Source organism: Aeromicrobium sp. YIM 150415, assembly GCF_016918125.1.
In the GTDB taxonomy this organism is placed as follows: Bacteria; Actinomycetota; Actinomycetes; order Propionibacteriales; family Nocardioidaceae; genus Aeromicrobium; species Aeromicrobium piscarium.
Window position 1 is genome coordinate 1 of record NZ_JAERWM010000016.1, and the last position, 26201, is coordinate 26201.

At 69.2% G+C, this 26201-nt stretch carries 25 protein-coding genes; 12 read left to right on the forward strand and 13 right to left on the reverse strand.

Annotated features, from left to right (window positions below; all coding sequences use genetic code 11):
• On the reverse strand, window positions 1-310 hold a 310-nt coding region (locus tag JL108_RS10995), incomplete at its 3' end, for an AMP-binding protein (RefSeq protein ID WP_205198322.1).
• 102 nt (window positions 311-412) lie between these two features.
• Window positions 413-1273 carry a phosphoribosylaminoimidazolesuccinocarboxamide synthase gene (locus JL108_RS11000; RefSeq protein ID WP_205198323.1) on the reverse strand — a complete coding sequence of 287 codons (861 nt, stop codon included), beginning with the start codon at window positions 1271-1273 and terminating at the stop codon, window positions 413-415.
• Between the two features lie 59 nt (window positions 1274-1332).
• Here JL108_RS11000 and JL108_RS11005 point away from each other — a divergent pair, with 59 nt between their 5' ends.
• Complete coding sequence (locus JL108_RS11005; protein WP_205198324.1) at window positions 1333-1887, forward strand: hypothetical protein; 555 nt, start codon at window positions 1333-1335, stop codon at window positions 1885-1887.
• Window positions 1888-2026: 139 nt separating this feature from the next.
• Here JL108_RS11005 and purB read toward each other — a convergent pair whose 3' ends face one another.
• The 3 genes from purB to purD form a co-directional block, all read right to left on the reverse strand.
• Window positions 2027-3445 carry an adenylosuccinate lyase gene (gene purB / locus JL108_RS11010; RefSeq protein WP_205198325.1) on the reverse strand — a complete coding sequence of 473 codons (1419 nt, stop codon included), beginning with the start codon at window positions 3443-3445 and terminating at the stop codon, window positions 2027-2029.
• Window positions 3446-3632: 187 nt separating this feature from the next.
• Window positions 3633-4646 (reverse strand): adenylate/guanylate cyclase domain-containing protein, encoded by a 1014-nt coding sequence (locus JL108_RS11015; RefSeq protein WP_307837245.1) that lies wholly within the window; start codon window positions 4644-4646, stop codon window positions 3633-3635.
• A gap of 131 nt (window positions 4647-4777) precedes the next feature.
• Window positions 4778-6037, reverse strand: a complete 1260-nt coding sequence (purD, locus tag JL108_RS11020) for a phosphoribosylamine--glycine ligase (RefSeq protein ID WP_205198326.1) — start codon at window positions 6035-6037, stop codon at window positions 4778-4780.
• A 72-nt stretch (window positions 6038-6109) separates the two neighbouring features.
• Here purD and JL108_RS11025 point away from each other — a divergent pair, with 72 nt between their 5' ends.
• Window positions 6110-6517 carry a VOC family protein gene (locus JL108_RS11025; protein WP_205198327.1) on the forward strand — a complete coding sequence of 136 codons (408 nt, stop codon included), beginning with the start codon at window positions 6110-6112 and terminating at the stop codon, window positions 6515-6517.
• Between the two features lie 148 nt (window positions 6518-6665).
• On the opposite strand, the gene JL108_RS11030 is transcribed toward JL108_RS11025, so the two are convergent.
• Entirely contained in the window at window positions 6666-7949 is a 1284-nt protein-coding gene (locus JL108_RS11030) for an adenylosuccinate synthase (RefSeq protein WP_205198328.1), read from the reverse strand.
• A 123-nt stretch (window positions 7950-8072) separates the two neighbouring features.
• Between JL108_RS11030 and JL108_RS11035 the strand changes: the two genes are divergently transcribed.
• The gene (locus tag JL108_RS11035; RefSeq protein ID WP_205198329.1) at window positions 8073-8951 is read left to right on the forward strand and encodes a diacylglycerol kinase family protein; all 879 of its coding nucleotides are present in this window, start codon (window positions 8073-8075) and stop codon (window positions 8949-8951) included.
• A 214-nt stretch (window positions 8952-9165) separates the two neighbouring features.
• Here JL108_RS11035 and JL108_RS11040 read toward each other — a convergent pair whose 3' ends face one another.
• Window positions 9166-9570: a DUF3151 domain-containing protein gene (locus JL108_RS11040; protein WP_205198330.1), complete on the reverse strand. Its 405-nt coding sequence runs from the start codon at window positions 9568-9570 to the stop codon at window positions 9166-9168.
• A 174-nt stretch (window positions 9571-9744) separates the two neighbouring features.
• Between JL108_RS11040 and JL108_RS11045 the strand changes: the two genes are divergently transcribed.
• Window positions 9745-10260: a hypothetical protein gene (locus JL108_RS11045; RefSeq protein ID WP_143914590.1), complete on the forward strand. Its 516-nt coding sequence runs from the start codon at window positions 9745-9747 to the stop codon at window positions 10258-10260.
• Between the two features lie 34 nt (window positions 10261-10294).
• On the opposite strand, the gene fbaA is transcribed toward JL108_RS11045, so the two are convergent.
• The 5 genes from fbaA to JL108_RS11070 form a co-directional block, all read right to left on the reverse strand.
• Window positions 10295-11314, reverse strand: a complete 1020-nt coding sequence (gene fbaA / locus JL108_RS11050) for a class II fructose-bisphosphate aldolase (RefSeq protein ID WP_205198331.1) — start codon at window positions 11312-11314, stop codon at window positions 10295-10297.
• 75 nt (window positions 11315-11389) lie between these two features.
• Window positions 11390-12745, reverse strand: coding sequence for an FAD-dependent oxidoreductase (locus tag JL108_RS11055; RefSeq protein ID WP_205198332.1), 1356 nt, complete (start codon window positions 12743-12745; stop codon window positions 11390-11392).
• A 212-nt stretch (window positions 12746-12957) separates the two neighbouring features.
• The gene (locus JL108_RS11060) at window positions 12958-13563 is read right to left on the reverse strand and encodes a TrmH family RNA methyltransferase (RefSeq protein ID WP_205198333.1); all 606 of its coding nucleotides are present in this window, start codon (window positions 13561-13563) and stop codon (window positions 12958-12960) included.
• Window positions 13560-14201, reverse strand: a complete 642-nt coding sequence (gene pyrE / locus JL108_RS11065) for an orotate phosphoribosyltransferase (RefSeq protein ID WP_205198334.1) — start codon at window positions 14199-14201, stop codon at window positions 13560-13562. The genes JL108_RS11060 and pyrE overlap by 4 nt, the downstream gene beginning before the upstream one ends.
• A gap of 13 nt (window positions 14202-14214) precedes the next feature.
• On the reverse strand, window positions 14215-16038 hold the full coding sequence (locus JL108_RS11070) for a GAF domain-containing protein (protein WP_205198335.1): 1824 nt from the start codon (window positions 16036-16038) through the stop codon (window positions 14215-14217).
• Window positions 16039-16225: 187 nt separating this feature from the next.
• On the opposite strand from JL108_RS11070, the gene JL108_RS11075 reads away from it, so the two are divergent.
• From JL108_RS11075 to JL108_RS11110, 8 genes are all read left to right on the forward strand, one after another.
• Window positions 16226-17080, forward strand: a complete 855-nt coding sequence (locus JL108_RS11075) for an SMP-30/gluconolactonase/LRE family protein (RefSeq protein WP_205198336.1) — start codon at window positions 16226-16228, stop codon at window positions 17078-17080.
• A complete protein-coding gene (locus tag JL108_RS11080) occupies window positions 17077-18729 on the forward strand; it encodes a long-chain fatty acid--CoA ligase (protein ID WP_240190953.1) in 1653 nt (550 codons plus the stop codon). Before JL108_RS11075 ends, JL108_RS11080 begins: the two co-directional genes overlap by 4 nt.
• A complete protein-coding gene (locus tag JL108_RS11085; protein WP_205198337.1) occupies window positions 18726-19538 on the forward strand; it encodes an ABC transporter ATP-binding protein in 813 nt (270 codons plus the stop codon). Before JL108_RS11080 ends, JL108_RS11085 begins: the two co-directional genes overlap by 4 nt.
• 59 nt (window positions 19539-19597) lie before the next feature.
• Window positions 19598-21145, forward strand: coding sequence for an ABC transporter substrate-binding protein (locus JL108_RS11090; RefSeq protein ID WP_205198338.1), 1548 nt, complete (start codon window positions 19598-19600; stop codon window positions 21143-21145).
• A gap of 13 nt (window positions 21146-21158) precedes the next feature.
• A complete protein-coding gene (locus tag JL108_RS11095; protein ID WP_205198339.1) occupies window positions 21159-22106 on the forward strand; it encodes an ABC transporter ATP-binding protein in 948 nt (315 codons plus the stop codon).
• Entirely contained in the window at window positions 22103-23065 is a 963-nt protein-coding gene (locus tag JL108_RS11100) for an ABC transporter permease (RefSeq protein ID WP_205198340.1), read from the forward strand. Before JL108_RS11095 ends, JL108_RS11100 begins: the two co-directional genes overlap by 4 nt.
• Before the next feature lie 67 nt (window positions 23066-23132).
• A complete protein-coding gene (locus tag JL108_RS11105; protein ID WP_205198341.1) occupies window positions 23133-24059 on the forward strand; it encodes an ABC transporter permease in 927 nt (308 codons plus the stop codon).
• Window positions 24040-25311, forward strand: coding sequence for a serine hydrolase (locus JL108_RS11110; protein ID WP_240190954.1), 1272 nt, complete (start codon window positions 24040-24042; stop codon window positions 25309-25311). Before JL108_RS11105 ends, JL108_RS11110 begins: the two co-directional genes overlap by 20 nt.
• Before the next feature lie 16 nt (window positions 25312-25327).
• Here JL108_RS11110 and JL108_RS11115 read toward each other — a convergent pair whose 3' ends face one another.
• On the reverse strand, window positions 25328-25987 hold the full coding sequence (locus JL108_RS11115) for a sortase (protein ID WP_143914597.1): 660 nt from the start codon (window positions 25985-25987) through the stop codon (window positions 25328-25330).
• Window positions 25988-26201: the final 214 nt, after the last annotated feature.

Sequence of the window (26201 nt, forward strand, 5' to 3'; positions counted from 1 at the left end):
AATACGCCTTCGCATCGGAGTCGTCGAGGTGATAGGCGACCTCACGCGCGGTCAGCAGGATGTTGAGCGGCACCACCGTGGCACCAGCCTTCAGAATGCCGAAATACACGATCGTGAAGTACGGCAGGTTCGGGATCGAGATCGCGACCTTGTCACCCGGTTCAATACCGCGCGACACCAACAAATTCGCGACCTGATTCGCCGCGCCGTCGACCTGCGCATACGTCAAACGCGTATCGCCGAAAACAATCGCAGTACGGTCGGGATACTTCTTCGCCGATTCCTCGAGGATGCGAGACAGATTGGCCACGGTGGTTCTCCCTGTGATCAGTGACAGTGACGATGTCACGTTCACTGTAACGGGAGTCTCACCCGGGCTGTCCAGCGAGTCCGTCCGTGGGTCGTCGGCGAGCTACCAGGTCTGACCGGTGAGACGCTCGAAGGCCTCGATGTAGCGGGCGCGCGTGCGTTCCACGATCTCGTCGGGCAGGCGCGGCGGGGGCGCCTCGCCACGACGGTCCCAGCCGCTCGCGGACGAGGTCAGCCAGTTCCGCACGATCTGCTTGTCGAAGGAGGACTGCGCACGGCCCGGCTCCCACTCGTCGGCCGGCCAGAAACGGGAGGAGTCCGGCGTGAGCACCTCGTCGGCGAGCACGATGGTGCCGTCCTCGCGGGCACCGAACTCCAGCTTGGTGTCGGCGAGGATGATGCCCCGCTCGCGAGCCGTCCGCTCGGCCAGGTTGTAGATGCCGAGGCTGAGATCGCGCAGCCGGGTGGCCGCCTCCTGGCCGATCGTCGCAGCGACCTGCTCGAAGCTGACGTTCTCGTCGTGCTCACCGAAGGCGGCCTTGGTGGCCGGGGTGAAGATCGGCTCCGGCAGCCGGTCGCCGTCGACCAGACCGGCCGGCAGCAGCACACCGCAGACCTCGCCGGTGGCCTGATAGTCGGCCAGGCCGGAACCGGTGAGGTAGCCGCGGACGACGCACTCGACGGGGAACATGTCCAGCTTCTCCACGAGGAGTGCCCGACCGGCGACCACCTCGGGCACCTCGGTGCTGACCACGTGATGGGGGACGAGTGGGCTGAGCTGGTCGAACCACCACAGCGACATGCGCGTGAGGATCTCGCCCTTGTCGGGGATCGGGGGCTCGAGACTGAAGTCGTAGGCGCTGATGCGATCGGAGGCCACCATCAGGTAGTGGTCGCCATAGGAGTACAGGTCGCGCACCTTGCCCGAGTGGACATGGGTCGCGCCGGGGATGTCGAGGGCCACGTCGACACCCTACCGGCGGGGGCCGCCCGCTGACCCGGCGCGCGTGACAGCATGAGGACATGGCCATCGTTCATCCTGACGCGACCCTCACCCCGAGCAAGCACGAGCTGCTGAGCGCCTGGCTGCCGACGACCTCGTGGTGGCCGAGCACGGAGCCGGTTCCCTCCTTCGCCGCCAACCTGCGCTTCGACGACCCTGCGGGACAGGTCGGCATGGAGCTGCAGCTGCTGCCCCTGCCGGTCGCGGGGCGGTTCGCGGTGGTGACCCTGACCTACCGCGACGCGCCTCTGGAGGGGGCCGACCTGATCGGCGAGATGGAGCACACCGTCCTGGGCCACCGCTGGGTCTACGACGGCTCGACCGATCCGGTCTTCCTCGCCGAGATCGCTGCGGTCATCGCCGAGGGTCGGGGCGGTTCGGCGCTGCAGCTGCGCGATGGCACGCCTCTGGACCGGCCGGGGATGGCGACGGGGCGTGGCTCCGGCAGCGGCGCGGGCGAACCGCAGATCCCGCGCTTCGTGCCCGCCGACCTTCCCGACTCGGCCATCGGCACCCTCGAGGCGTCCTGGGACGCTCACCCGGACCCGGTCGTGGTCGCCTGGCTCACCGCCTGACGCGAGTCCCAGGGCGGTGGGTTACGCACCCCTCCCTCGATTCAGCGGTGGCCTAGGCACGTCTCAGCTGCGGTGAGGGGTGCGCAGGTCACCGCTCACCGGGCCGAGAGGTGCGTAAGTCACCGCCCCCGGGGAAGGGTCAGAGGATGTCGCCGGGCGTGTAGGCGGCGGCATCGGGATGGGCCTTGAGGACCGCCGCGATGCGCGCGACGACCTCCTCGACCTGCGACCGGGCAGCGCCGGTGAACTCGATCGGCTCCGCGACGAGGGCATCGAGATCGGCCTGGCTCAGCCCGAGCCGAGGGTCCCCCGCGAGTCGCTCGAAGAGATCGTTCTCGGACGTGCCCTGCTCCCGCATCTCCAGGGCCACGGCGACGGCGTGCTCCTTGATCGCCTCGTGCGCCTCCTCACGTCCCACACCGTGACGGACGGCCGCCATCAGCACCTTGGTGGTGGCCAGGAAGGGCAGGTACCGGTCGAGCTCGCGCTGCACGACCGCCGGGAACACGCCGAACTCGTCGAGCACCGTCAGGAAGGTCTCGAAGAGGCCGTCGGCGGCATAGAAGGCGTCGGGCAGCGCGACGCGGCGCACCACCGACTCGGAGACATCGCCCTCGTTCCACTGGTCGCCGGCGATCTCGCCGACCATCGAGGCGTAACCGCGCAGCACGACCGCGAGGCCGTTGACCCGCTCGCACGAGCGCGAGTTCATCTTGTGCGGCATCGCGCTCGACCCGACCTGGCCGGGCTTGAAGCCCTCCGTCACCAGCTCGTTGCCGGCCATCAGCCGGACCGTCGTGGCGAGATTGGAGGGGGCGGCGACGAGCTGCACCAGTGCGGTGACGACGTCGTAGTCCAGGGAGCGCGGGTAGATCTGCCCCACGCTGGTGAAGCGGTGGTCGAAGCCGAGGTGCTCGGCGACCCGCTGCTCCAGCTCGGCGAGCTTGTCCTCGTCCCCGAGCAGGTCCAGCTGGTCCTGCGACGTGCCGACGGGGCCCTTGATACCGCGCATCGGATACCGGTCGACGACCTCCTCGACCCGCTGCAATCCCACGAGAAGCTCGTCGGCGACGGTCGCGAAGCGCTTGCCGAGGGTGGTGGCCTGCGCGGCGACATTGTGGCTACGGCCGGCCATCACCAGCTCGGCGTGCTCGGACGCGAGCCGTCCGAGGCGGGCGAGGGTGGCGACGGCCTTGTCGCGCACGATCTCCAGCGAGGCGCGGATCTGCAGCTGCTCGACGTTCTCGGTGAGGTCGCGCGAGGTCATGCCCTTGTGGATGTGCTCGCTGCCGGCGAGCGCCGCGAACTCCTCGATACGGGCCTTGACGTCGTGACGCGTCACCCGCTCACGCGCGGCGATCGAGTCGAGGTCGACCTGGTCGACGACGGACTCGTAGGCCTCGATCACGCCGTCCGGGGTCTCGACGCCCAGATCGCGCTGCGCCTTGAGCACCGCGATCCACAGCTGTCGTTCGAGGCGGATCTTGTGCTCGGGGGACCAGATCTCGGCGAGCTGGTCGGAGGCGTAGCGGGAGGCGAGAACGTTGGGTGCGGTCACTCCCCCAGTATCGCAGCCGCGCTCCGCCGGGCGGAGCGGTGTTCGTTCCGGTCACGCCGGAGCGGTGACGTACGCACGGCTCGAAACGATGGTCGGTGAGTCATCCCGCACCCGAGGCGCGAAGGTGCGGGGTAGCTCACCGCCCCGGGCAAGGTGCGTATCCCACCTCCCAGGGAGACCTCAGTGCTCAGTTCGCGGGCTCGACGCGCTTGAGCGACCAGAGGTGGAGGTGGTCGTAGCCCTTCACCGAGATGCGACGGGCCCGGCGCAAACGCCACCGCTCCTCATCGGCCTGCAGCTCACCGGCCAGGTCGTCGTCGACCAGCACCCGCCCGGGTCGCGCGGCGGAGGTCAGGCGCGCGGCGAGGTTGACGGTGGAGCCGAACAGATCGCCGAGCCGGGCGACGACCGAGCCGTACGCCATTCCCACCCGCACCTCGGGGAACCGCTCGTCGTCCTCGGCGCGTTCGACGAGCCGCTGACCGAGCTCAGCGGCCTCGGGCGCGCTCTCCAGCACGAACATCGCCTCGTCGCCGATCGTCTTGACCACCTGTCCGCCGTGCTCGACGACGAGTTCGGTGGTGACCCGCTCGAACCACTCGACCATGTCGCCGAGCTCTCGCGCGTTGAGCTGGCGGCTCTGTGCGGTGTAGCCGACGATGTCGACGAAGCCCACGACGACCGGCACGTCGCCTCCGGAGGCGACCTCTCCGAGCGCGATCCGGCTCGCGGCGGCCAGCAGATGCCGACGCCACACATAGCCTTGGAGCGCCTCGACGGTCGGAATGACCTCGGCGAAGGCGTCGATCGAGGTCGGCTCCTCCTCGCCTTCCGCATCAGCGGCGAGCGCGGCGAGCATCACCCGGATGTGCCAGTCGGCCAGCCGCGCGAAGGTCCGCCCCGTCGACCGCACGAACTGCGGGAGCCGGTCGCGGTCGAGGACCCCGAGCTCCACGAGCCGCTCGGTCAGCCGCAGCGCCTCGACATCGGAGGGCAGGAAGCCGGGCTCGTCCTCGGCGACAGCGGGGAAGCCGAGATGGCGCCACAGCGCGTTGGCGGTGTCGAGGTCGACCCCGGCCGCTTCAGCGACCTCGGACTGCCGCAGGGTCGGCTCCCCGTCGAAGAGGAACTGCGCGGCGACATCGATCAGCAGCGACGGATCGAAGGCGTGTCCGTCGCCGCGGGGGTCCTCGGTGCTCACGAGGACGATGCTAGTAGTCGTGCCGGCCCGGCGGCGCCCGTCTCGCGCTCGCACGACAGATCGATGACGATGCGTTACGGCTGCCGGAGCGACCCGAACGCATCACCATCGGTCCGCGGCGCGGGAGAGCGTCAGAGCGTGATGTCGCCGCGCTCGGCGGCAAGCGCGATATCGGTGCGGTGGTGGGCGCCGCGGATGGAGATCCGCTCGACACCGGCGTAGGCGCGCTCGCGGGCCTGTCCGAGCGAATCGCCCACGGCCGTCACCGCGAGCACGCGTCCGCCGGCGGTGACGAGTCGGCCGTCGCCGTCCTCCGCCGTTCCGGCCTGGATCACATCGACACCCTCGATCTGCTCGGCCTCGTCGATGCCCTCGATGACATCGCCTTTCACCGGCGATTCCGGGTAGTTCTCGGCCGCGACGACGACCGTCAGCGCTGCGCCCTCGCGCCACTGCGGGAGACCCACCTCACCGAGATTCCCCTGCGCGGCCCCCATGAGCAGCGCCGAGATCGGTGTCTCCAGCAACGCGAGCAGCGCCTGGGTCTCCGGGTCGCCGAAGCGCGCGTTGAACTCCACGACGCGCACGCCCCGGCTGGTGAGGGCGAGACCGGCGTAGAGCAGGCCCGAGAACGGGGTGCCGCGCGCGGCCATCTCCTTGACCGTGGGGATCAGCACCCGGCGGGAGACATCCTCCACGAGCCCGTCCGGCGCCCATGCCAACGGCGTGTAGGCGCCCATGCCGCCGGTGTTCGGTCCGTCGTCGCCGTCATAGGCCCGTTTGAAGTCCTGCGCGGGCTGCAACGGCAGCACCGTCTGACCATCGGTGATCGCGAACAGGGAGACCTCGGGGCCGTCGAGGAACTCCTCGATCACGACCCGGTCGCAGGAGGAGGCGTGCGCCTCGGCCGCCGCACGGTCTTCGGTCACCACGACGCCCTTGCCCGCGGCGAGGGCATCGTCCTTGACCACATAGGGCGGTCCGAAGGCGTCGAGCGCCTCCGCCACCTGCTCGGGGGTCTCGCAGACCCGCGCGAGCGCCGTCGGCACCTCGGCCGCCGCCATCACCTGCTTGGCGAAGGCCTTGGAGCCCTCGAGCCGAGCCGCCTCGCGACTCGGGCCGAAGCAGGCGACCCCGGCCTCGCGGACGGCATCGGCGACCCCCGCGACGAGCGGCGCCTCAGGTCCGACCACGACGAGATCGATGCCGAGCGACGACGCGAGAGAAGCTACCGCGGCCCCGTCGAGAGGGTCGACATCGTGCAGCTCGGCCACCCGCCCGATACCGGGATTGCCGGGCGCGGCGTGCACCTCGGTGACGTGGGGATCGCGGGAGAGCGCGAGCGCGAGGGCGTGTTCGCGGCCGCCGGTGCCGATGACGAGCGTCTTCACGGGTCACCAGCCTACGGGGCTTCCCCTTCGGCGCCGTCAGGAGTTCACTGGGAACAGGCGGAAGGAGCTCTCATGGCCACTCGACTCATCCCCTATCTGCACTTCGACGGCACTGCCCGCGAGGCGATGGAGTTCTATCGATCGGTCTTCGGCGGGACGCTCGAACTGGCTCGCTATGCCGACATGGGCGCACACGATCCGGCCGATGCCGAGCGGATCATGCACGGTGACCTCGCCACCGACCACTTCGAGCTCATGGGCAGCGACGTCCCGACGGGACAGGCCGCTCCGAGGCCGCCCGCGCACGGCGTGGCCGTCTCCGCCGAGGACAGTCCCCAGTCGAGGGAGTACGTCGAGCGGCTGGCGGAGGGCGGCACCGTGATCGTCCCGCTCGAGACCGCGCCCTGGGGCAATGCCTTCGGCATGGTCATCGACCGCTACGGCATCGAGTGGATGGTCAACCTCGCGCCCTCCTCGTAGAGGTAGCTGGTCAACCTCACCCAGGCCGTGGCGGTAGCTGGTCAACCTCACCCAGGCTCGATGAGGTTGACCACGTACCGCCCACCGGGCGCGGCCGTGCGGGAAACGTTGACCACGTACCGCTGCCGGCCGGACCGCGGAGCCGAGATCAGAGGAGGTCGTGGACGACGATCGTCTCGTCGCGACCGGGACCGACGCCGATCGCCGAGATGCGCGCGCCGCTCATCTTCTCGATCGCCGTGACATAGCGCTGCGCGTTGACCGGAAGGTCGTCGATCGTGCGGGCACCGGAGATGTCCTCACTCCAGCCCTCGAAGTACTCGTAGATCGGGGTGGCGTGGTGGAAGCCGGTCTGCGTCATCGGCATCTCGTCGACCCGCTCACCGTCGACCTCGTAGGCCACGCACACGGGGATCCGCTCGAAGCCGGTGAGCACATCGAGCTTGGTGAGCACGAAGTCCGTGAGTCCGTTGATGCGAGCGGCGTACCGGGCGATCGGCGCGTCGTACCAGCCGCAGCGGCGCGGACGCCCTGTGGTGGTGCCGAACTCGCCGCCGTTGTCGCGCAGTCGCTCGCCATCGGCGTCGAAGAGCTCGGTCGGGAACGGCCCCTCGCCCACACGCGTGGCGTACGCCTTGACGATGCCGATGACGCGCGTGAGCCGCGTCGGCGGGATGCCCGAGCCCGTGCAGGCGCCGCCGGCGGTGGCCGAAGAGCTCGTCACGAACGGATAGGTGCCGTGATCGACATCGAGCAGCGTCGCCTGGCCGGCCTCCAGCAGCACCGTCTGATCGGCATCGAGCGCGTCGCCGAGCAGCAGCGACGTGTCCGCCACCATCGGCCGCAGCCGGTCGACATAGCTCAGCAGCTCCTCCACGACCTCGTCGACCTCGACCGAGCGCCGGTTGTAGACCTTGGTGAGGATCTGATTCTTCAGTTCCAGCGCACCCTCGACCTTGGCGCGCAGGATCTTCTCGTCGAAGAGGTCCTGCACCCGCACGCCGAGACGGTTCATCTTGTCCGCATAGGTGGGCCCGATGCCGCGGCCGGTGGTGCCGATCTTGCGGCTGCCGAGGAACCGCTCGGTGACCTTGTCGAAAGTACGGTTGTAGTCGGCGATGACGTGGGCGTTAGCCGACACGACCAGCTTGGAGGTGTCGATCCCGCGCGCCTCCAGACCGTCGATCTCCTCGAACAGCACGCCGAGGTCGACCACGACGCCATTGCCGATCACCGGCGTGCAGCCGGGGCTCAGAATGCCGCTGGGCAGCAGGTGCAGGGCGTACTTCTGGTCACCGATGACGACCGTGTGTCCGGCATTGTTGCCGCCGTTGAACTTGACCACGTAATCGACCCGGCTGCCGAGCAGATCGGTCGCCTTGCCTTTGCCTTCGTCGCCCCATTGGGCACCGACGATGACGACTGCGGGCATGGAGTTGCACCACCTCAGGGCATGCGGAAAGCCCCGCGTGGGGCCCTTACCCCCGTATTCTAACGAAAGGCCGGGTTCGGCCGGACGGTCCGCCATCGCGAGGCCGCGTAGGCTGGCGAGACCATGCCCCGCCTCCTCGCGATCACCAACGCCTCCGCCGGCACCTCGACCACCTCGTCGATCGATGCCGCCGTCGAGGTCCTCTCCCGGGTCCACGAGGTCGACACTGTCGCGACCGGCTCGACCGACGAGCTCGACGCGGCCCTCTCCGAGCGTCCCGATCTCGATGCCGTCGTGGTGTTCGGTGGCGACGGCAGCCTGCATGCCGTCGTCGACGCCGTCCACCGCGCCGGACGGTTGGACGACCTCGCCGTCGGGCTCGTGCCGCTCGGCACCGGGAACGACTTCTCCCGGACGCTCGGGCTCCCTCTCGACCCCGCGGCGGCCGCGGAGCGCATCCTCGGGTCCGAGGGCCGGCGCATCGATCTGCTGGAGGACTTCGGCGGTGCCGTCGTGGTGAACGCGGCGAGCATCGGCCTGGGTGCCGAGGCGGCCGTGCGCGCGAAACGCTATAAGAAGCGGTGGGGGCCCCTCGGGTACGCGATCGGGGCCGCCAAGTCGGCCTTCGTTCCCGACGCCAAGGTCGAGGTGAAGATCGATGGGCGTCCGGTGCGACGCCGGCACGGGCACATCACGCAGTTGTCCGTGGGCAATGGGCGTTTCGTGGGTGGCGGGACCGATCTGTTCCCGACCGCCGAGATCGACGATGGGCAGATGGACGTTCAGGTCGTGTTCGCCCACACGTTGGCCGGACGCGCCGCGTACGTCGTGCGTCTGTTGACCCGCACGACCGACGAGTCCCCGCTGGTGCACTACGAGCGTGCGCAGCGAGTGGAGGTGCACGGGGAGGGCCTGCGGTGCACGAGCGATGGAGAGATCAGCGATCCGTGCCCTGATCACACCTGGCAGATCCGACCCGGCGCCCTCACCTTCCTCGCCTGAGGGCTCACCTCCGCGGCGGTAGGCCAGCAACCTCATCGCGCGTCGATAACGTTGCCGGCCTACCTCCACCGCAACCCACCACGAGCGGTAGGCCAGCAACCCTTCGCCCCATCCGGCCGTCGCTGGCGGTAGGCCATCAACCTCATCGCGCGTCGATAACGTTGCCGGCCTACCGCCGTAGGACGGGAGAGGTTGCTGGCCTACCGCTGCCGGCTCAGCCGACGAGGACGGCGTAGCCCTCGGGACTGGACTCGCGCAGGAACTCGCGGCAGCGATGCGCCTCGGCCTCGTCGCCGAGCCGCTCCGAGGCGGTCGCCAGGGCCGCGAGCGAACGCAGGAAGCCGCGGTTCGGCTCGTGGGACCACGGCACCGGGCCGTGCCCCTTCCAGCCGTTGCGGCGCAGCCCGTCGAGGGAGCGGTGATAGGACGTGCGAGCGAAGGCGTAGCCCTCCAGATCCCGATTCTCCGCGAGCGCCTCGGTGGCCAACAGCGCCCAGGCAGCCGTGGAATCGGGATGGGCCGTAGCGGCCTCCGCGGGCGTCGATCCGGCGGCGAGAGCATCGGCTCCCGGGTCGGCGGGCAGCAGGGTCTCCGGCGGTTCTCCGAGCAAGTTGGTCATACCCAGAACCTAGGCCGTGCCTGGTCATCCCGGCTCCTGGGGCGCTGCCCGGCGACGTCGCCGGCCGGTGCGACCTCCCATCGCAACCCCGGGCCGGCCAGAGGTCGCCCGACGCTGCACCGCGCGACTGTCGGTGGAACGTGTCATCGTGTGACCGACGACGAAGGAGACCCCATGCTGCCCCTGACTCCCGGCCCGCTCCACGATGTGACCTGGTTCGACACCGAGCGCGTACCGCTCGCGATGGCGATACACGAGCGGGTCACGATGGACGTCCTGCGCGATCTCTTCGATGCCACGTACTCGGCGATCGGCGGTGCAATCGCCCGGGGTGAGCTCACACCCGCTGGTCCCGCGCTCGCGCTGTACCGCGGCGACCCGCGCGGCACCTTCGACATCGAGATCGGCTTCCCGGTCCACACACCGTGGGCCGGGCCGGTCGTCGCGGACGGCATCACCATCGTGGCGAGCGAGTGGCCCCCAGGGCCCACTGTGGCCGTGAGCCATATCGGCGGCTACGACACCCTCGAGGCCAGCTGGGAGCAGCTCGCGGCGGTGGCCTCGTCCTCAGCCAGCGGCGAGCCCGTCGCGCTCGGCGAGCTGTACGTGACCGAGCCGTCACCGGAGGCCGACCCGGCGACGCTGCGCACCGATCTCATGATCGCGGTCGAACGCACGAAGGGCCGGTGACGCCCCAGCGTCCCCGGCCCCTCGTGTCGTCGGATCAGAGCTTGTTGCCGGCCGACCGCAGATTCTGGCAGGCCTCGACCACACGTGCGGCCATACCCGCCTCAGCGGCCTTGCCCCAGGCGCGCGGGTCGTACATCTTCTTATTGCCGACCTCGCCGTCGATCTTCAGGACGCCGTCGTAGTTGCGGAACATGTGGTCGACGACCGGGCGAGTGAAGGCGTACTGGGTATCGGTGTCGACATTCATCTTGATGACGCCGTAGTCGACCGCCGCCGAGATCTCCTCGGGCAGCGAGCCCGAGCCGCCGTGGAAGACGAAGTCGAAGGCCTGCTCGGTGCCGAACTCGGCGGCGACGGCCTCCTGGGCATTCTTCAGCACCTCGGGACGCAGCTTGACGTTGCCGGGCTTGTACACGCCGTGCACATTGCCGAAGGTCAGCGCCGTCAGGTAGCGGCCCTTCTCGCCGAGGCCGAGCGCGCGGACCGTCGCGAGGGCGTCCTCGGTCGAGGTGTAGAGCTTCTCGTTGATCTCCGCCTCGACACCGTCCTCCTCGCCGCCGACGACGCCGATCTCGACCTCGAGGATGATGCGGGCGGCCGCGGCCTTCTCGAGCAGCTCCTGCGCGATCTCCAGATTCTCGTCGAGCGGCACGGCCGAGCCGTCCCACATGTGCGACTGGAAGTACGGCAGGCCGCCGCCCCGGACGCGTTCGGTGGAGGCCTCGATGAGCGGGCGGACGAAGCCGTCGAGCTTGTCCTTCGGGCAATGGTCGGTGTGCAGGGCGACGTTGATCGGGTACTTCTTGGCGACCTCCTGCGCGAAGGCGGCGAAGGCCAGCGATCCGCTCACCATGTCCTTGACCGTGGGGCCGGAGAAGTACTCCGCGCCGCCGGTGGAGACCTGGATGATGCCATCGGACTCTGCCTCGGCGAAACCGGCGAGCGCGGCATTGAGGGTCTGCGAGCTCGAGACGTTGATGGCCGGGAAGGCGAACGAGTCGCGCTTGGCCTTGTCCAGCATCTCGGCGTAGATCTCGGGAGTTGCGACGGGCATCAGTTCTCCTGGTGTCGAAAGCGGGCGCTACCGCCAGTATTCCAGCCCGCTGGTGCCTCGCTCGCCCTGGACCGGTCAGAGCAGTTTGTAGGCGGCGCGGGCGGCGACGTGCAAAGGCGACCAGACCGACGAGAAGGGCGGGGCGTAGGCGAAGTCCAGCATGATGAGGTCGTCGACCCGCATCCCGGCGGTGATCGCGGTCGCGGCGGCGTCGATGCGCAGCCCCGCCGTAGGCCCGCCGACGATCTGCACGCCGCGGACCTGCCGGGTGCGGCGGTCGGCCAGCAACCAGACGGTCATCGGCTCGGCCCCCGGGTAGTAACCGGCCCAGGTGGTGGTGTCGATGGAGACGCTGACCGTGTCCCACCCCAGCTTCTCTGCCTCGGCGGTCGAGACACCCGTTCGGGAGATCTCCAGATCGCAGAAGCGGGTGATGAAGGTCTGGACCACTCCCGGGAACGACCACTCGGGCTCGCCCCCGACGATCGCGGCCTCGATCCCGGAGGCCGCGACCATGCCCTGCTTGTTGGCGTGGTCGCCCAGCGGTAGGTGCAGCAGCTCGCCCGACTGACGGTCCCGGACGGCGGTGCAGTCCCCGGCCGCCCAGATACCGCGTGCGGGATCGGCGCACTGATACTCGTCGACGACGATCGCGCCCTTGGGCCCCAGGGGCAGTCCCGCCTCTCGGGCCAGCTCCGAGCGCGGCGTTACCCCGAAGGCGAGGATCACCAGATCGGCGTCGAGGACGGTCGAGTCGTCGAGTTCCACGCCGGTCACCCGGCCGTCCTTGGTGCGGAACCCCGTGAGCCGGCGACCGCCGTGGAAACCGATCTGCCGAGAGGCCATCTGCTCGTGCACCCGCTCCCCCACGAGCTTCTCGAACTGGGCGAGGGGGAACTCGGTGGCGCTGATGACCGTGGTGTCGAGACCGAGCCGCAGGCAGGCCTCGGCCATCTCCGTGCCGATGAACCCGCTGCCGGCGACGACGACTTTCTCGGGCTTGCGATCCAGCTGGCGCAGGATCTCCTGTCCCTGCGGAATGGTGGTGATGGGCACGATGCCCTCGGCATCGGCACCCTCGACCTCCGGCCACACCGGTTCGGCACCGGTCGCGATGAGGAGATGGTCGTAGCTCAGCTCACCGTCGGTGGTGGTGAGCACCTTGGCATCGGCGTCCAGCGAGGTGGCGGTGACCCCGAGGCGCAGGTCGATGCCGTTCTCGCGGTGTTTGTCGGGCGACCGGGCAATGAGGTCGTCACACGACTCGACCTCGCCGGCCACCCAGTACGGCAGTCCGCACGCCGAGTACGAGGTGAACTCGCCCCGCTCGATCACCACGACCTCGTCCTCGTCGCCGAGACGTTTGACCAGTGCGGACGCGGCCGTCATGCCGCCGGCGTCACCCCCGACGACCACCACACGAGAACCCATGCCCCGAGCCTAGGCGGAACCCGTTGAGGCTGGGCTGCGTGATCCCGTGCTCGACGTGGGTGGTGACTCAGCGCGATCGCGCGAAGCCAGATCACGAGCGAAGCGAGGTGGGCCACCTCAAGCCAAGAACTCACCTATCCCGCCTCGGGGTCCTCGTCCCTCGGACCCCTCACGTTCGGGCGCCGAGCGCCCTCTCTGGCGGGCGAGGCGGGTCAGACGGCGTGCTGGCGGATCCAGGCGTGCATCGCGATGGCGGCCGCGGCACCCGCGTTGATCGACCGGGTCGAGCCGAACTGCGCGATGGAGACGGTGCGGTCGCTCGCCGCACGCATCGCCTCGGTGATCCCGGGGCCCTCCTGGCCGAAGACCAGCACACAGGCGCGCGGCAGCTCCGTCGTCTCGAGGGGCACCGAACCCGGCAGGTTGTCGACGGCGATCAGCGGCAGTCCCGCGTCGTGCGCCCACCGCGCGAGGTCCTCCACCCCGTCGTGGTGCCGCACATGCTGATAACGATCGGTCACCATCGCGCCGCGCCGGTTCCAGCGCCGCTTGCCCACGATGTGCACCTCGCGCGCGGCGAAGGCATTGGCCGTGCGCACGATCGAGCCGATATTGAAGTCGTGCTGCCAGTTCTCGATGGCCACGTGGAAGTCGTGACGACGCGCGTCCAGGTCGGCGACGATGGCCTCCATCGTCCAGTACCGATAGCGATCCACGACATTGCGCCGGTCGCCGTGCCCCAGCAGCTCCGGATCGAATCGAGGGTCATCGGGCCACGGACCCTCCCACGGTCCGACGCCGATCTCGGCATCGCTCACGCGGCGCCGTACTCCTCGCGGTACGTCCGCATCGCGTCCAGGCGCTCGGCGAAGCGCGCGGTCTCCTCGAGATAGGCGATGATGTCGTCGAGCGTCACGATCGCACGGACCGGGACGCCGCGGGTGCTCTCCAACTCAGCGATGGCCGACTGGTCGCTCGTGCCGCGCTCCTGGCGATCGATGGCCACCACCACGCCCGCGGGTTGCGCGCCGACGCCGCCGAGGAGATCGAGCACCTCGCGGATGGCGGTGCCGGCGGTGATGACATCGTCGACGATCAGCACCCGTCCCTCGACCGGAGCACCGACGAAGAGCCCACCTTCACCGTGATCCTTGACCTCCTTGCGGTTGAAGGCCCAGGGGACGTCAAGGCCCTCGTCCGCCAACCCGATCGCCGCGGCCGAGACGAGCGGAATCCCCTTGTACGCCGGCCCGAGCAGGACATCGAACTCGAGCCCGCTCTGCGCGATGGCCGCGGCGTAGAACCGGCCCAGAGCCGCGAGCCGGACTCCGGTGTCGAAGCTCCCGGCGTTGAAGAAGTACGGCGAGGGACGTCCGGACTTCAACGTGAACTCGCCGAATCGCAGGACATCGTGCTCGATGGCGAACTCGATGAACTCGCGCTGATAATCGTGCATGGGCTCAGCCTAGTCAGCGGCCGGCGTCCCTCTGCTCGGCGGCAGCCGGGGATCTGCCCTCGGCACGCAGCGTGTGCAACCGCAGCGCGACCTGGATCCGCAGCATCCGGTCCGGCGATCGCCAGTCCTCGCCGAGCAGCGAGGTCACTCGGTCGAGTCGCTTGAGGAGCGTGTTCATGTGGACATGCAGCGCGCGGGCGGTGCGGGTCAGATTCCCCGCGTGCTCGAAATAGGCCGCCAAGGTCGCGGCGAGGGCCGTCGATCTTCTCGCATCGTAGGCGAGGAGAGAGCCGATCGAGTCGGACAGGAAGCGGTCCAGGTCCCCGGCGCGTCCCCCGTCGAAGAGGATGGCGAACATCGCGTACTCGGCGGTCGTGGACCCGTGATCGCTGATGTCCAGCGTGCGCATCAGCGAGCAGCAACGGCTCGCGATGCCGAACGCACGCCCCCACTGATCGTTGGCCCCGGGCTCCACGACCACACGGACCGGACCGCCGAGATCGCGGCCCAACCGCGCGTGCACGAGCCGAGCCGTGCGGTCGGCATCGCCCGCCTCCAGCAGCAGCGTCGCGCGACCCAGATGCTCACCGGCGAGGCCGCCCCACTCGTGGGACAGCGCGTGGAGTCGCCGGACGACCTCGGCGGCCGGCGCGGTGGGTGACTCGGCGACTACCAGCGTGTCGAGCGAGGCGATGTCCACGCCGCGGGCCTGAGCGCGGGCGCGCAGGGCCTGGCCGACCGGCGGCACCGACATCAGCAGCTCGGTGAGCAGTTCGCCGCTGACGCGGTCCTCGGCATCGGCTACCGCCGTCTCCTTCAAGATCAACAGCCCGAGGATCTGGGCGGCGCGTTCGAGGGTGCGCAGGTCCAGTTCGCTCGGCTCGTGCGCCTTCGTCAGCAGCATCGCTCCGAGGTGGGTATCACCTGCCTGGGCCGTGGCCGCGCTGTGCCACAGGCCGCCCCGGTCGGTGGTCGTCGCGCACCGGCCGGACTGCCGCGCCTGCTCGACGGGATCGGGGGACGGACGGCGAGCCGGCTGCTCGAATCTCTCGTCGCGTGCGGACTGGGCGCTCACCGCGCCACCGCGGTCGAATACGGTGACCGCTCCCCCGAGGTGCTCGACGAGGAGGTCGGCGACCTCGGCGGCACCACCGCCGGTGAGCACCACATGGGACAGCGCCTCATGCACCGACTGCGCCTGCTCGACGGCCGCGGCATGGCGCTCGATGGTCTGATAGGCGCTCTGCAGTTCGAGGAGCGCGGAGCGGGTCTCGTCGTAGAGGCGGGCATTGTTCAAGGCGACCGCGGCGTGGTCGGCGAAGGCGCTCAACAACGCGATCTCGTCGTGCTCGAAGGGACGCTCGGCACGGTCGGCGGCGAAGAGGATGCCGATGACGTCCTCACCGACGAAGAGGGGGACCCCGAGCAGCGCCACCATGCCCTCGGGTTGCACGAGGCTGTCGAACTCCTCGTCGTGGGTCAAGTGCGGGGTCTGCAGATAGTTGCTGACCCAGGCCGGTGCCCCCGTCGCGATGATCCGGCCACCGACTCCCGCCCCGGCGGGCAGGCTCGCGGTGTTGAAGGAGCTGAAGGCCTGCGTGATCGTACCCTGTGTCGCCTTGATCGTCAGGCTGCCATCGGGCTGCACCAGCGAGAGATAGGCGAAGTCGGTCCCGATCAGCTCATGGGCGTGACGGACGATTGATTCGAGCACCTCGTCGACCTCGCCCAGGGCGGTGAGCGAGCGCGCGGAGGCGTACAGCGAGTTGAGCTCACGCTCGCGGCGATTCCGATAGGCCACCAGCTCGGCGCTGTCCGTCACCGGGGTATTCGTCATGGTCGCTCCGTGAGGTGAGGGTGCATGATTCCTCCACCTGAGGCATTCCAAGAGTGGAGAGAAACGTGCTCCACAGTGTGTCCTACGCCACCTAGAGTCGATGACACGGGCCACGGGCTCGCCGACGCACCGGTGCCACGGCGAGGACCCACCGGCCTTCTTCTCCCGCCTTCCACGAGGAATCGTCATGCCCGAAACGACCCTGATCTTCTCCGACCTGCGCTTCCCCGAGGGGGCGCGGTGGCATGGGGACCGACTCTGGTTCTCCGATATGCACACGGGTCAGGTCTTCCGCGCCAACCCGCTGCTCCGCACGCTCGAGGAGTACGCCATCATCGACGATCAACCATCCGGCCTGGGCTGGCTGCCCGATGGCGACCTGCTCGTCAGTTCGATGCTGAGCCGCGCCGTCCTGCGGGTCGCCGCGACCGGAGAGGTGAGCCGATTCGCCGAGCTCTCCTCTCTCACGGCCGCCCCCGTCAACGACCTCGTGACGACACCGTCCGGCACGACCTATCTCGGCGGTTTCGGCTACGACCTCTATGCCGACGCGCCGGCCAAGCCCGGCCCGATCCTGCGCATCGACCCGGACTCCTCGACGCGGATCGTCGAGACCGACATGACCTTCCCCAATGGCATGGTCATCCTGCCGGGAACGTCGACCCTCGTCGTGGCGGAGACCTGGGCAGCACGGTTGACCGCCTTCGATATCGACGATGACGGCGGACTGTCCGGCAAGCGAGTCTGGGCCGAGCTGCCACCGGACTCCACCCCCGACGGGATCTGCGTCGACGCGGCGGGGGCCGTCTGGGTGTCGTCCATCGCAACCTCGCAGTTCCTGCGGGTCGAGGCCGGGGGCCGTATCAGCGATGTCATCTCGGTCGACGGCCGGTGCGCCACGGACTGCGTCCTCGGCGGGCCGAACGGGACCACCCTGTTCCTGCTCACCTCGAACAGCTGGCAACCGTCCGACACCACCACGCGGCAGGGGCGGATCGAGGCCGTGGAGGTCGCGGTGCCCGCACCGGAGGCCGGAGCATGATCCGGGGCCTGATGCAGGACCGTCCGCTGACGATCCCCGGCCTGCTGACCCGCGCCGAGACCAGCTTCGGGCACAAGCGGATCATCACCGGCGGCACCGAGGAGACCGTCGCCACCTGGGCGGAGATCACGCCCCGGGTCCGCCGGCTCGCCCATGCGATGGACGCCCTCCAGGTGCCCGCGGGAGCGTGCGTCGGGACCTTCGCGTGGAACAGCCAGCGTCATGTCGAGCTCTATCTCGCGATCCCCAGCTCCGGCCGGATCCTGCACACCGTCAACCACCGTCTGCATGGCGAGCAGATCAGCTTCATCGTCAACGATGCCGCCGATGACATCCTCTTCGTCGATCGCACCCTGCTACCGGTCGTCTGGCCGCTGGTGTCCTCCTTCACCTCGGTCCGCCACGTCATCGTCATGGACGACGGCGGGGACGTTCCCCTCCCGGACGATCCGAGGATCCTCGACTACGAGGACCTCCTGCGCGGTCAGCCGAAGACCCCGATCGAGACGGTCATCGAGGACGAACACGCCGCGGCCTCGCTCTGCTATACCTCGGGGACCACCGGGAACCCGAAGGGCGTGCTCTACAGCCACCGCTCGGTGGTGCTGCACAGCCTGCTGCTGCTCGGTGCGGATGTCTTCGCGCTGAGCGAGTCCGATGTCATCGCACCGATCGTGCCGATGTTCCACGTCAACGCCTGGGGCCTTCCCTATGCGGCGATGCAGTGCGGCGCGGACCTGGTGCTCCCCGGACCCGGCACCGCTCCCGCGGAGCTCGCCGGTCTGTTGTCGCGCCATCGGGTGACCTTCAGCGCCGCGGTCTCGACGGTGTGGCGTCAGCTGCTGTCCGAGCTCGATGGGCACGACCTCAGCGGCCTGCGGCACCTGGTCTGCGGCGGCGGAGCCGTCGACGATGCCCTCTCCCTCGCCTATCAGACGACCATCGGCCTCCCGCTGTCGAATGCCTGGGGCATGACCGAGACGAGTCCGGTCGTCACCACCGCGCGCCTCGGGACCGCCCACCGGGGGTTGTCCGCCGAGGAGTCGCGGCAGGTGCTCGGCACCCCGGGCCCGGCCGTGCCGCTGACCGAGATCCGCGTCATGTCCGATGACGGCGTGGAACAGCCCCGCGACGGCGCCAGCCCCGGCGAGTTGCAGGTCTCCGGGACGACGATCGCGAGCGCCTATTTCGGCACGGATCGCGGCGCGGAGTCGTTCACCGCCGATGGCTGGCTGCGGACCGGCGATGTCGCCACCATCGACCGCTGGGGGCACCTACGGATCGTCGACCGCACCAAGGATCTCGTGAAATCCGGTGGCGAGTGGATCTCCTCGGTCGAGCTCGAGAACGCCATCATGGCCCACCCCGAGGTCCACGAGGCCGCCGTCATCGGGGTGGCCGACCCCCGCTGGGGCGAACGCCCCCTGGCCTGCGTGGTCCCCGCCCCCGGTGTCACCCTCACGATCGAGGACCTCCGTCAGCATCTCCGCGGACGGGTCGCCTCCTGGTGGATCCCCGAGCAGATCGAGCTCCTGGAGGAGATCCCCATGACCGCCACCGGCAAGTGGTCCAAGCAGTCATTGCGTCGACGGTTCGCGGACACCGCATCGCCCGCCGTCGCCGAGGACGATGTGAAGGAGCGCGCATGAGCGACCGACCGCCGATCCTCAGTGTCGAGAACGTCAGCGTGGACTTCTCCCTCGGCCGCGGCCGGCCATTGCGCGCCGTGGACGATGTGAGCTTCGCGCTGCGCCCCGGCGAGGTGCTGGGCGTCGTCGGCGAGTCCGGCTCCGGCAAGTCGACCCTCGGACGGGTGGTCGCCGGATTCCAGCGGCCCTCCGCGGGACAGGTGCGCTACCCGACCCCCTCGGGCGATCTGGCTCCGCGTCCGGCCGACCACCCCCGCGGGCACCGCGATGTGCAGATGATCTTCCAGGAGTCGGCGATGGCGCTCAGCCCCCGGCTCCCGGTGTGGCGCCTCGTCGGCGAGGCCATCGAACCGAATCTGACGACCTGGCCGGCCGGACGACGCTCCCAGGTGGCCGAGCTGCGGGACCGCGTCGCACCGCAGCTGGAGCGCGCCGGTCTCTCGGCCGCGAGCTTCCTCGACAAGAGACCCGCCGAGCTCTCCGGCGGCGAGAAGCAGCGGGTCGCCATCGCGCGGGCCCTCGCCACCTCGCCGGTCGCGATGGTGTGCGACGAATCCGTCTCCGCCCTCGACGTCTCGGTGCGCGCCATCGTGCTGAACCTGTTCCGCCGCCTCAGCCAGGAGGAGGGGATCGCCCTGCTGTTCATCACCCACGACATCTCCGTCGTGACCCATCTGGCCGATCGCGCGGCGGTCATGTACCACGGCCGCGTCGTGGAGAGCGGCACCCCGCGCGAGATCGTCGACCACCCGGGCGACGACTACACCCGCATGCTCATCGACGCCGTCCCCTCGCTGGAGCAGTCATGAGCCCCTCTTCCGCCCCCTCATCGACCGCCGATCCTGGCGACCCGTCATCAAGGAGTGTCATGAAGTCCCACCTGTTCTCCCGTTCCCGGCGACTCGCCGGCACCTGCGCGCTGGTCGTGGCCGCCGCCCTGACCGTCGCGGCCTGCGACTCCGGCGGCGGATCGTCCCGCGACACCGACGGGAAGATCGTCATCGGGTCGATGTTCCCGCCCGGCACCCTCGACCCGACCACGGGCACGCAGGGCTCGGATCTCGGCTACCTCGATCTGGTCTTCGACCGGCTGATCCAGCAGGACCCTCAGACCGGTGAGCTCATCCCGATGCTCGCGACCTCCTGGGAGTTCGTGGGCGACGACTCGCTCGAGCTGCGCGTAGAACTGCGCGACGATGTCACCTTCCACGACGGCACCCCGTTCAACGCCCAGGCGGTCGTCGACTACTCGCACGACTTCATCGAGGCGGGCAATATCGCGAACCTGCTCGAATACGTCACCGACATCACCGCGGACGACGAGTACACCGTCACCTATCACCTGAGCCAGCCCAATGCCCGGCTCCCGATGGGCCTGACGGCGCGTGCCGGCATGATCCCCTCGCCGACAGCGGTGGAGGAGGCCGGTGAGGACTTCGCCCTGCATCCGGTCGGCACGGGGCCGTACGCCTTCGAGTCCCAGGTCCAGGGCTCGAAGTACACCTTCACACGCTTCGACGAGTACTGGGACGAGGAGGACACCGAGCGGGCCGAGACCGTCGAGTTCTCGATCTTCCAGGGCGACACCGCGCTGGTGAACGCGATCCGCAGCGGCGAGGCGGATGCCGGTCTGCACCTGGCCGCCTCGAATGTGGACGCCCTGGAATCCAATCCCGACCTCAATGTCGTCGTCGGCCCGGAGGCCGCGATCGGCATCGCCTATCTGAACGCCGCCGTCGCGCCCCTCGACGATGAGCGCGTCCGGCTGGCCATCAACCTGGCCCTCGACCGTTCCGCCATCGCCGACACCGTGACCGAGGGCCTCGGCCAGCCGGTCACCCAGTCACTTCCCGAGGGGGCCCACGGCTTCATCGAGGACATGGACCCGCTGTGGGAACAGGATGTCGACCAGGCCAAGGAGCTGATGGCCGATGCCGGCTACGGTGATGGCGTCTCGATGACCTGTTACGCCTACCAGGGCCTCGGCTTCGAGAAGGCCGGACCGATCCTCATCTCCCAGCTGGCCGAGATCGGCATCGACCTGGAGATCGTCCCCTCCACCCCGGCTCAGGTCGGCCCCTTCTTCACCAACCAGACCGATGCGCACTGTGCCCTCGCGAACTGGGGCTCCACCGACCCGTACAAGGCCTATCAGCTGCTGTGGAGCAACTCCTACTACAACGCCGGCAAGGTCGACCTCGGCATCGACGAGGAGATCGCCGAGTTCACCACGACCTACGACGACGAGGGCGAGGTCGAGCTGGTGCGGTCGATCCTGGAGAAGCAGCAGACCAACCCCGGTTATGTGCCGATCATGCGCTCGCCCCTCGTCGACGTCTATCGCCAGAACATCGGCGGCCAGGTGGAGAGCCCCCTGGGCATCACCAATGCTCGCGGCCTCCACTACACGAGCTGACGGGAGGAGTTCGATGACGAGGCACCCTGCGCGAGGCCGGATCGGCCGCCGGTCACCGGCCACCGAGCCGGAGCCCGGTGAGGAGATGCTGACCGTCGAGGATCTCGTCGTGGAGTTCGGCGACGGCCCTACGGCGACCCGGGCTCTGCGTGGTGTGGATCTGAGCTTGCGCGCCGGCCAGGTGCTCGGGGTGGCGGGAGAGTCCGGCAGCGGCAAGACCACGGCTGCCCTCGCGACGATGGGCCTGCTGGCCCGGGGGGCCCGCACCTCGGGCTCGATCCGCTATCGCGGTACCGAGCTCCTGAGCCTGCCCGAGCGAGAGCTCCGCCAGTACCGCGGCAGTCAGCTGGCGATGATCTTCCAGGAGACCGCCTCGGCCCTGAACCCGGTGTTCACGGTGGGCGATCAGCTGATGATGGCCGCCCGGGCTCACACCCCGGGCGGCCGGGGCGAGGTGCGGCGGCGGGTGGAGGCCGCGCTCGCCGATGTGCGACTCCTCGACACCGATCGGGTGATGAACAGCTACCCGCACGAGCTCTCCGGCGGCATGTGCCAGCGCGCCATCATCGCGATGGCCTTGAGCTGCGGCTCGCGGGTGCTGTTCGCCGATGAGCCGACCACGGCCTTGGACGTCTCGGTGCAACGGGAGATCCTCGATCTGATCCGCGGCCTGGTGGACCGGCACCGGCTCGCGGTCATGATGATCTCGCACGATCTGGCCGTGTTGTCCGATGTCTGCGACGACCTGATGGTGATGTATCGCGGCCGGGTCGTCGAGAGCGGCGACGCGCGCACGGTGCTGTCCGCACCGGGACATCCGTACACGCAGGCCCTGCTCGACTGCATCCCGACGCTGCACGGGACGGGTGGCGATCTGCGCGAGATCACCCCCGAACAGCGGGTCATCATCGAGAACGCCGCCCCGGTCGGGGTGGCCGCCCACGGAGGTGCGAGGCGATGACCCGGATGATCCTGCGTCGCCTGGCGACGTCGATCCCGACGATCCTGCTCGGCACGATCCTGATCTTCGCGCTGCGCTATCTCCTCCCGGGGGGCCCGGTCGAGGCGATGCTCGGCGGCGGCGCCCAGGGCGAGATCAGTCCCGAGCAGATCGCGGCCTTGGAGGAACGCTACGGCCTCGACGCCCCGGTTCCGCTGCAGTACTGGCACTGGCTGACCCAGGTGGTGCAGGGAGACCTCGGGCATTCCTATTACAGCCAGCAGTCGGTCACGGCGGTGCTCAGCCAACGGGTGTTCCCGTCCTTGGAACTCATCGTGCTGTCCTTGCTGCTCTCGATCGTCATCGGTCTGACCCTCGGCATCATCGCCGCGGTGCGACGCGATCATGCGTCGGGCCGAGCCGTGCGCGTCGCGACCGGCCTGGGCCTGTCCGTGCCCGATTTCTGGCTCGGTGCCATCGCCGCGGGCACCCTCGGCCTCACCCTGGGCATCTTCCCCGCCGTGGGATTCACCCCGCTGTCGGAGGGACTCGGAGCCAATCTCTACTCCGTGACCCTCCCGGCGCTGGTGCTGTCGGTGGTGACCGGCTCGTTCCTCGCCCGGCACATCACCAGCGCTATGAGCGCGGCACTGGACAGCCCTTATGTCCGCACCGCGTGGGCGATGGGTCTGCCCAGCCGGACGATCTATCTACGCTGCGCGCTCCGCAATGCGCTGGGTCCGGTCATCACGCTGATCCCCCTGGCCTTCGCGGGTCTGGTCGGCGGCACGCTGCTGGTCGAGACGATCTTCGCCATCCCCGGCCTCGGCACCGAGATCATGCGATCGGTCACCAGCCAGGACTATCCGGTGGTGCAGGGGATCGTGCTGATCGTCGGCGTCCTGGTGGCGGTGCTGAATCTGCTCGCCGATGTGGTGCTGGCCTTCCTCGATCCGCGGATGCGGAGGGCGGCGGCATGACCCGATCACGGCCTCCCGTGCCCGCTACCGACCCGATCGCGATCACCGACCCACAGCAGGGAGCATCATGAGCATCCCCGGACGCACCGAGCCCGCCGACACCCTCGATATCGGCGGGACCCCCGGACCCGAGGCACCGATGGTCGGCCCGGGTGTCGTCGAGGCGGACACTCGCCGGCGTCGGCGATCCGGGCGCCGTTTCGGGGCCATCCCGATGATCGGGCTGGTCATCTTCGCGGCCCTGCTCCTCGTCAGCATCCTCGCTCCGCTGCTCCCGTTGGCCGATCCCCTGGCCCAGTCCCTGGACTCTCGCAGCAGCGGTCCGCTGTCCGGACACCTGTTCGGCACCGATCTGGTGGGCCGCGATGTTCTGAGCCGCACCATCTACGGCGGCCGCTCGGCCTTCGCCGGGATCGGCATCGCCGCGGCGGTGATGCTGCTGATCGGCATCCCTTGGGGGCTCATCGCGGGCTTCTCGGGGACGGTCGTCGACGAGACCCTGATGCGGATCGCCGATGCCCTGCTGTCCTTCCCCTCGCTGGTGCTCGCCATTGGCGTCGTCTCGGTGCTGGGCCCCTCGATGGAGAACGGCATGGTCACGGTCGGCGTGATCTGCTCACCGGTGATCGCCCGACTATTGCGGGCTGCGGTGCTGCCCTTGCGCGATGCCCAGTTCGTGCAGGTCGCCGGGTCACTCGGCGTCACCCGCACGAGGGTGGCGTTGCGCCATGTGCTTCCCAATGCGATGGCCCCGGTCCTGGTGCAGACCTTCGCGCTCGGCGCTCAGTTCCTGATCGTCCAGGCGGCGCTCGGCTTCCTCGGTCTCGGATCGCCGCCGCCCGCACCCTCCTGGGGACAGGACATGGCCGATGCCTATATGAACTTCACCTCCGAACCCTTCGCGACGATCGTGCCGGGCCTGGCGATCACACTCGGTGCGTGGAGCATCAGCGCGATCGGCGACGGACTCCGCGATGTCCTGGTCCGATCCTGAACACGATGACGAGGAGAACATGATGATCACGCCCACCGTCGAGCCGACCGAGGTCGGCCTCGATCCCGACCGCCTCACCCGGCTGGACCGCTATCTCCAGCGCTATGTCGACGACGGGCTGCTGCCGAACTGGCAGATCGCCGTGACCCGACGCGGCGAGGTCGCCTACACCGCCTCCGGCGGATATCGCGATCTCGAACAGCGGACGCCGGTGGGCTCGGACTCGCTGTTCCGCATCTACTCGATGACCAAGCCGGTCACCTCCGTGGCGGCGATGATGCTGTACGAGCAGGGTGCCTTCCAGCTGTCCGATCCGATCGGCGACATCCTGGAGTCCTTCGCCGATATGCGGGTCTACGCCGGTGGCAGCGACCTCGCGCCCTCGACCGTCGCGGCGACCGAGCCGATCCGGATGGTGCATCTGCTCACGCATACGGCGGGCCTGACCTACGGTTTCTTCCGCCAGCATCCGGTGGACGCCATGTACCGGGACGCCGGCCTCGACGGCAGCGTGCCGATGGACCTGGCCGGCCTGTGCGACACCATCTCCGAGATGCCGCTGCTCTTCCAGCCCGGCACGGAGTGGGCCTACTCGATGGCGACGGACGTACTGGGCCGCGTCGTGGAGGTCCTGAGCGGACGGTCGCTGGCGGAGTTCCTCACCGCCGAGATCTTCGAACCCTTGGGCATGGACGACACCCGTTTCGGCATCGGCGAGACTCCCGACCCCCGCCTCGTCCGCCTGTACGGGCTGACCGAGTCCGGGCTCGTCCCGGCCGATGACGCCGCCCGCGGGGTCGAGCATCCACCGCATCGCTCCGGAGGCGGCGGGCTGATCAGCTCGGCACACGACTACCACCGTTTCACTCAGATGCTGTTGCGCGGCGGGGAACTCGACGGGGTGCGGCTGCTCGGCTCGCGCACCGTCGATTTCATGACCCGCAACCACCTGCCCGGTGGAGTCGATCTGGCGACCTATGGGCGCCCGCTGTATTCGGAGTCGCCGATGCCGGGTGTCGGCTTCGGACTGGGGTTCTCGGTCGACCTCGATCCGGCGGCCACCGGGCGCCCCGGCAGTCCCGGTACCTACGGCTGGGGCGGTATGGCCGGGACCCGGTTCTGGGTCGATCCGGCCGAGGAGCTCACGGCGCTGTTCTTCACGCAGGCGTTCACCTCGCGACCGCTGCCTGTGCGGGAGGGGCTGCGCCAGCTGGTCTACCAGGCGCTGACCGATCGGCCTCCGGCTCGCTGAGCGTGGCGGGCGCGGGTCAGCCGGCGTCGCTCTTGGTCTGCACGTCCACCAGCTCACCGACCGCGACACTGCGGTCGTCGGTGTGGAAAAGCTCCGAACACGTCAACAGCGTCACGAGCTTCTCGGTGGGCTCGACGCCGGCGGCATCCGGCGACGGCACCGGCTGCAGCGGCCAGGTGGTGCGGAAGTCGACGCGGGTCGCATCGCCGTTGTCGCGGAGCCGGTAGGTGAAGATCTCGGTGCGCGTCTCGACGATGATGTCGTCGCCCGCCTTGAGATCGAAGAAGTGGCGGAACGGCTCGCCATGCGTGACACGGTGGGCGGCGAGCACCAGATTGCCGACCTCGCCCGGCTTGGCGCCCTCGGGGTACATGCCGATGCCCTTCGCGAAGGTGGGATCGTCGAAGCCGAGGAGGATCGGCACCTCGTAGTCGGCACCGAATCGCGGAACCCGCAACAGCCCCTCGCCCTTGATCTCCGTGGCATCGTCACCACGATCCCAGTCCTGGACGATCGTGGTGCGCAGCGACTCGTGCTCCTTCTTGGCCAGCCAGGTGGTACCCCAGTACTGCCAGGCCACATAGCCGAGCACGGCGAGGCCCGCGATCACCAAGGCGAGGCCGAGGGCCCCGAGAGCGCGGCCCGAGCGGCGCGAGGTCGTCTGCGTCGTCACCATGCCAGTCTCTCATCTCGGGCCTAGAGTGGGTACTGTCCGCTTCCGAGGACCGGACGCGAGATTTCTTTTCCCGAAAGTGCTTGCCGCCCTGCACCTGGTGTGTATAGTTGAACATGCAGCACAGAGGTTCCCTCGCAGCTGCCGACGGCCCGCCGTTTCACCCCCCGAGAACGGCGGGCCGACCTCTGTCTTCAGCACCTTTCAGCGCGGACCG

Coding starts and splice junctions, on each gene's coding strand:
- JL108_RS11040 (WP_205198330.1), bottom strand. CDS start 9,570: ATGACCAACTTGCTCGGAGAACCGCCGGAGACCCTGCTGCCCGCCGAC.
- JL108_RS11035 (WP_205198329.1), top strand. CDS start 8,073: ATGCCCCGCCTCCTCGCGATCACCAACGCCTCCGCCGGCACCTCGACC.
- JL108_RS11115 (WP_143914597.1), bottom strand. CDS start 25,987: ATGGTGACGACGCAGACGACCTCGCGCCGCTCGGGCCGCGCTCTCGGG.
- JL108_RS11055 (WP_205198332.1), bottom strand. CDS start 12,745: ATGGGTTCTCGTGTGGTGGTCGTCGGGGGTGACGCCGGCGGCATGACG.
- pyrE (WP_205198334.1), bottom strand. CDS start 14,201: ATGCACGATTATCAGCGCGAGTTCATCGAGTTCGCCATCGAGCACGAT.
- JL108_RS11030 (WP_205198328.1), bottom strand. CDS start 7,949: ATGCCCGCAGTCGTCATCGTCGGTGCCCAATGGGGCGACGAAGGCAAA.
- JL108_RS11025 (WP_205198327.1), top strand. CDS start 6,110: ATGGCCACTCGACTCATCCCCTATCTGCACTTCGACGGCACTGCCCGC.
- JL108_RS11110 (WP_240190954.1), top strand. CDS start 24,040: ATGTCCTGGTCCGATCCTGAACACGATGACGAGGAGAACATGATGATC.
- JL108_RS11095 (WP_205198339.1), top strand. CDS start 21,159: ATGACGAGGCACCCTGCGCGAGGCCGGATCGGCCGCCGGTCACCGGCC.
- fbaA (WP_205198331.1), bottom strand. CDS start 11,314: ATGCCCGTCGCAACTCCCGAGATCTACGCCGAGATGCTGGACAAGGCC.
- JL108_RS11085 (WP_205198337.1), top strand. CDS start 18,726: ATGAGCGACCGACCGCCGATCCTCAGTGTCGAGAACGTCAGCGTGGAC.
- JL108_RS11090 (WP_205198338.1), top strand. CDS start 19,598: ATGAAGTCCCACCTGTTCTCCCGTTCCCGGCGACTCGCCGGCACCTGC.
- JL108_RS11100 (WP_205198340.1), top strand. CDS start 22,103: ATGACCCGGATGATCCTGCGTCGCCTGGCGACGTCGATCCCGACGATC.
- JL108_RS11080 (WP_240190953.1), top strand. CDS start 17,077: ATGATCCGGGGCCTGATGCAGGACCGTCCGCTGACGATCCCCGGCCTG.
- JL108_RS11105 (WP_205198341.1), top strand. CDS start 23,133: ATGAGCATCCCCGGACGCACCGAGCCCGCCGACACCCTCGATATCGGC.
- JL108_RS11075 (WP_205198336.1), top strand. CDS start 16,226: ATGCCCGAAACGACCCTGATCTTCTCCGACCTGCGCTTCCCCGAGGGG.
- JL108_RS11070 (WP_205198335.1), bottom strand. CDS start 16,038: ATGACGAATACCCCGGTGACGGACAGCGCCGAGCTGGTGGCCTATCGG.
- JL108_RS11045 (WP_143914590.1), top strand. CDS start 9,745: ATGCTGCCCCTGACTCCCGGCCCGCTCCACGATGTGACCTGGTTCGAC.
- JL108_RS11005 (WP_205198324.1), top strand. CDS start 1,333: ATGGCCATCGTTCATCCTGACGCGACCCTCACCCCGAGCAAGCACGAG.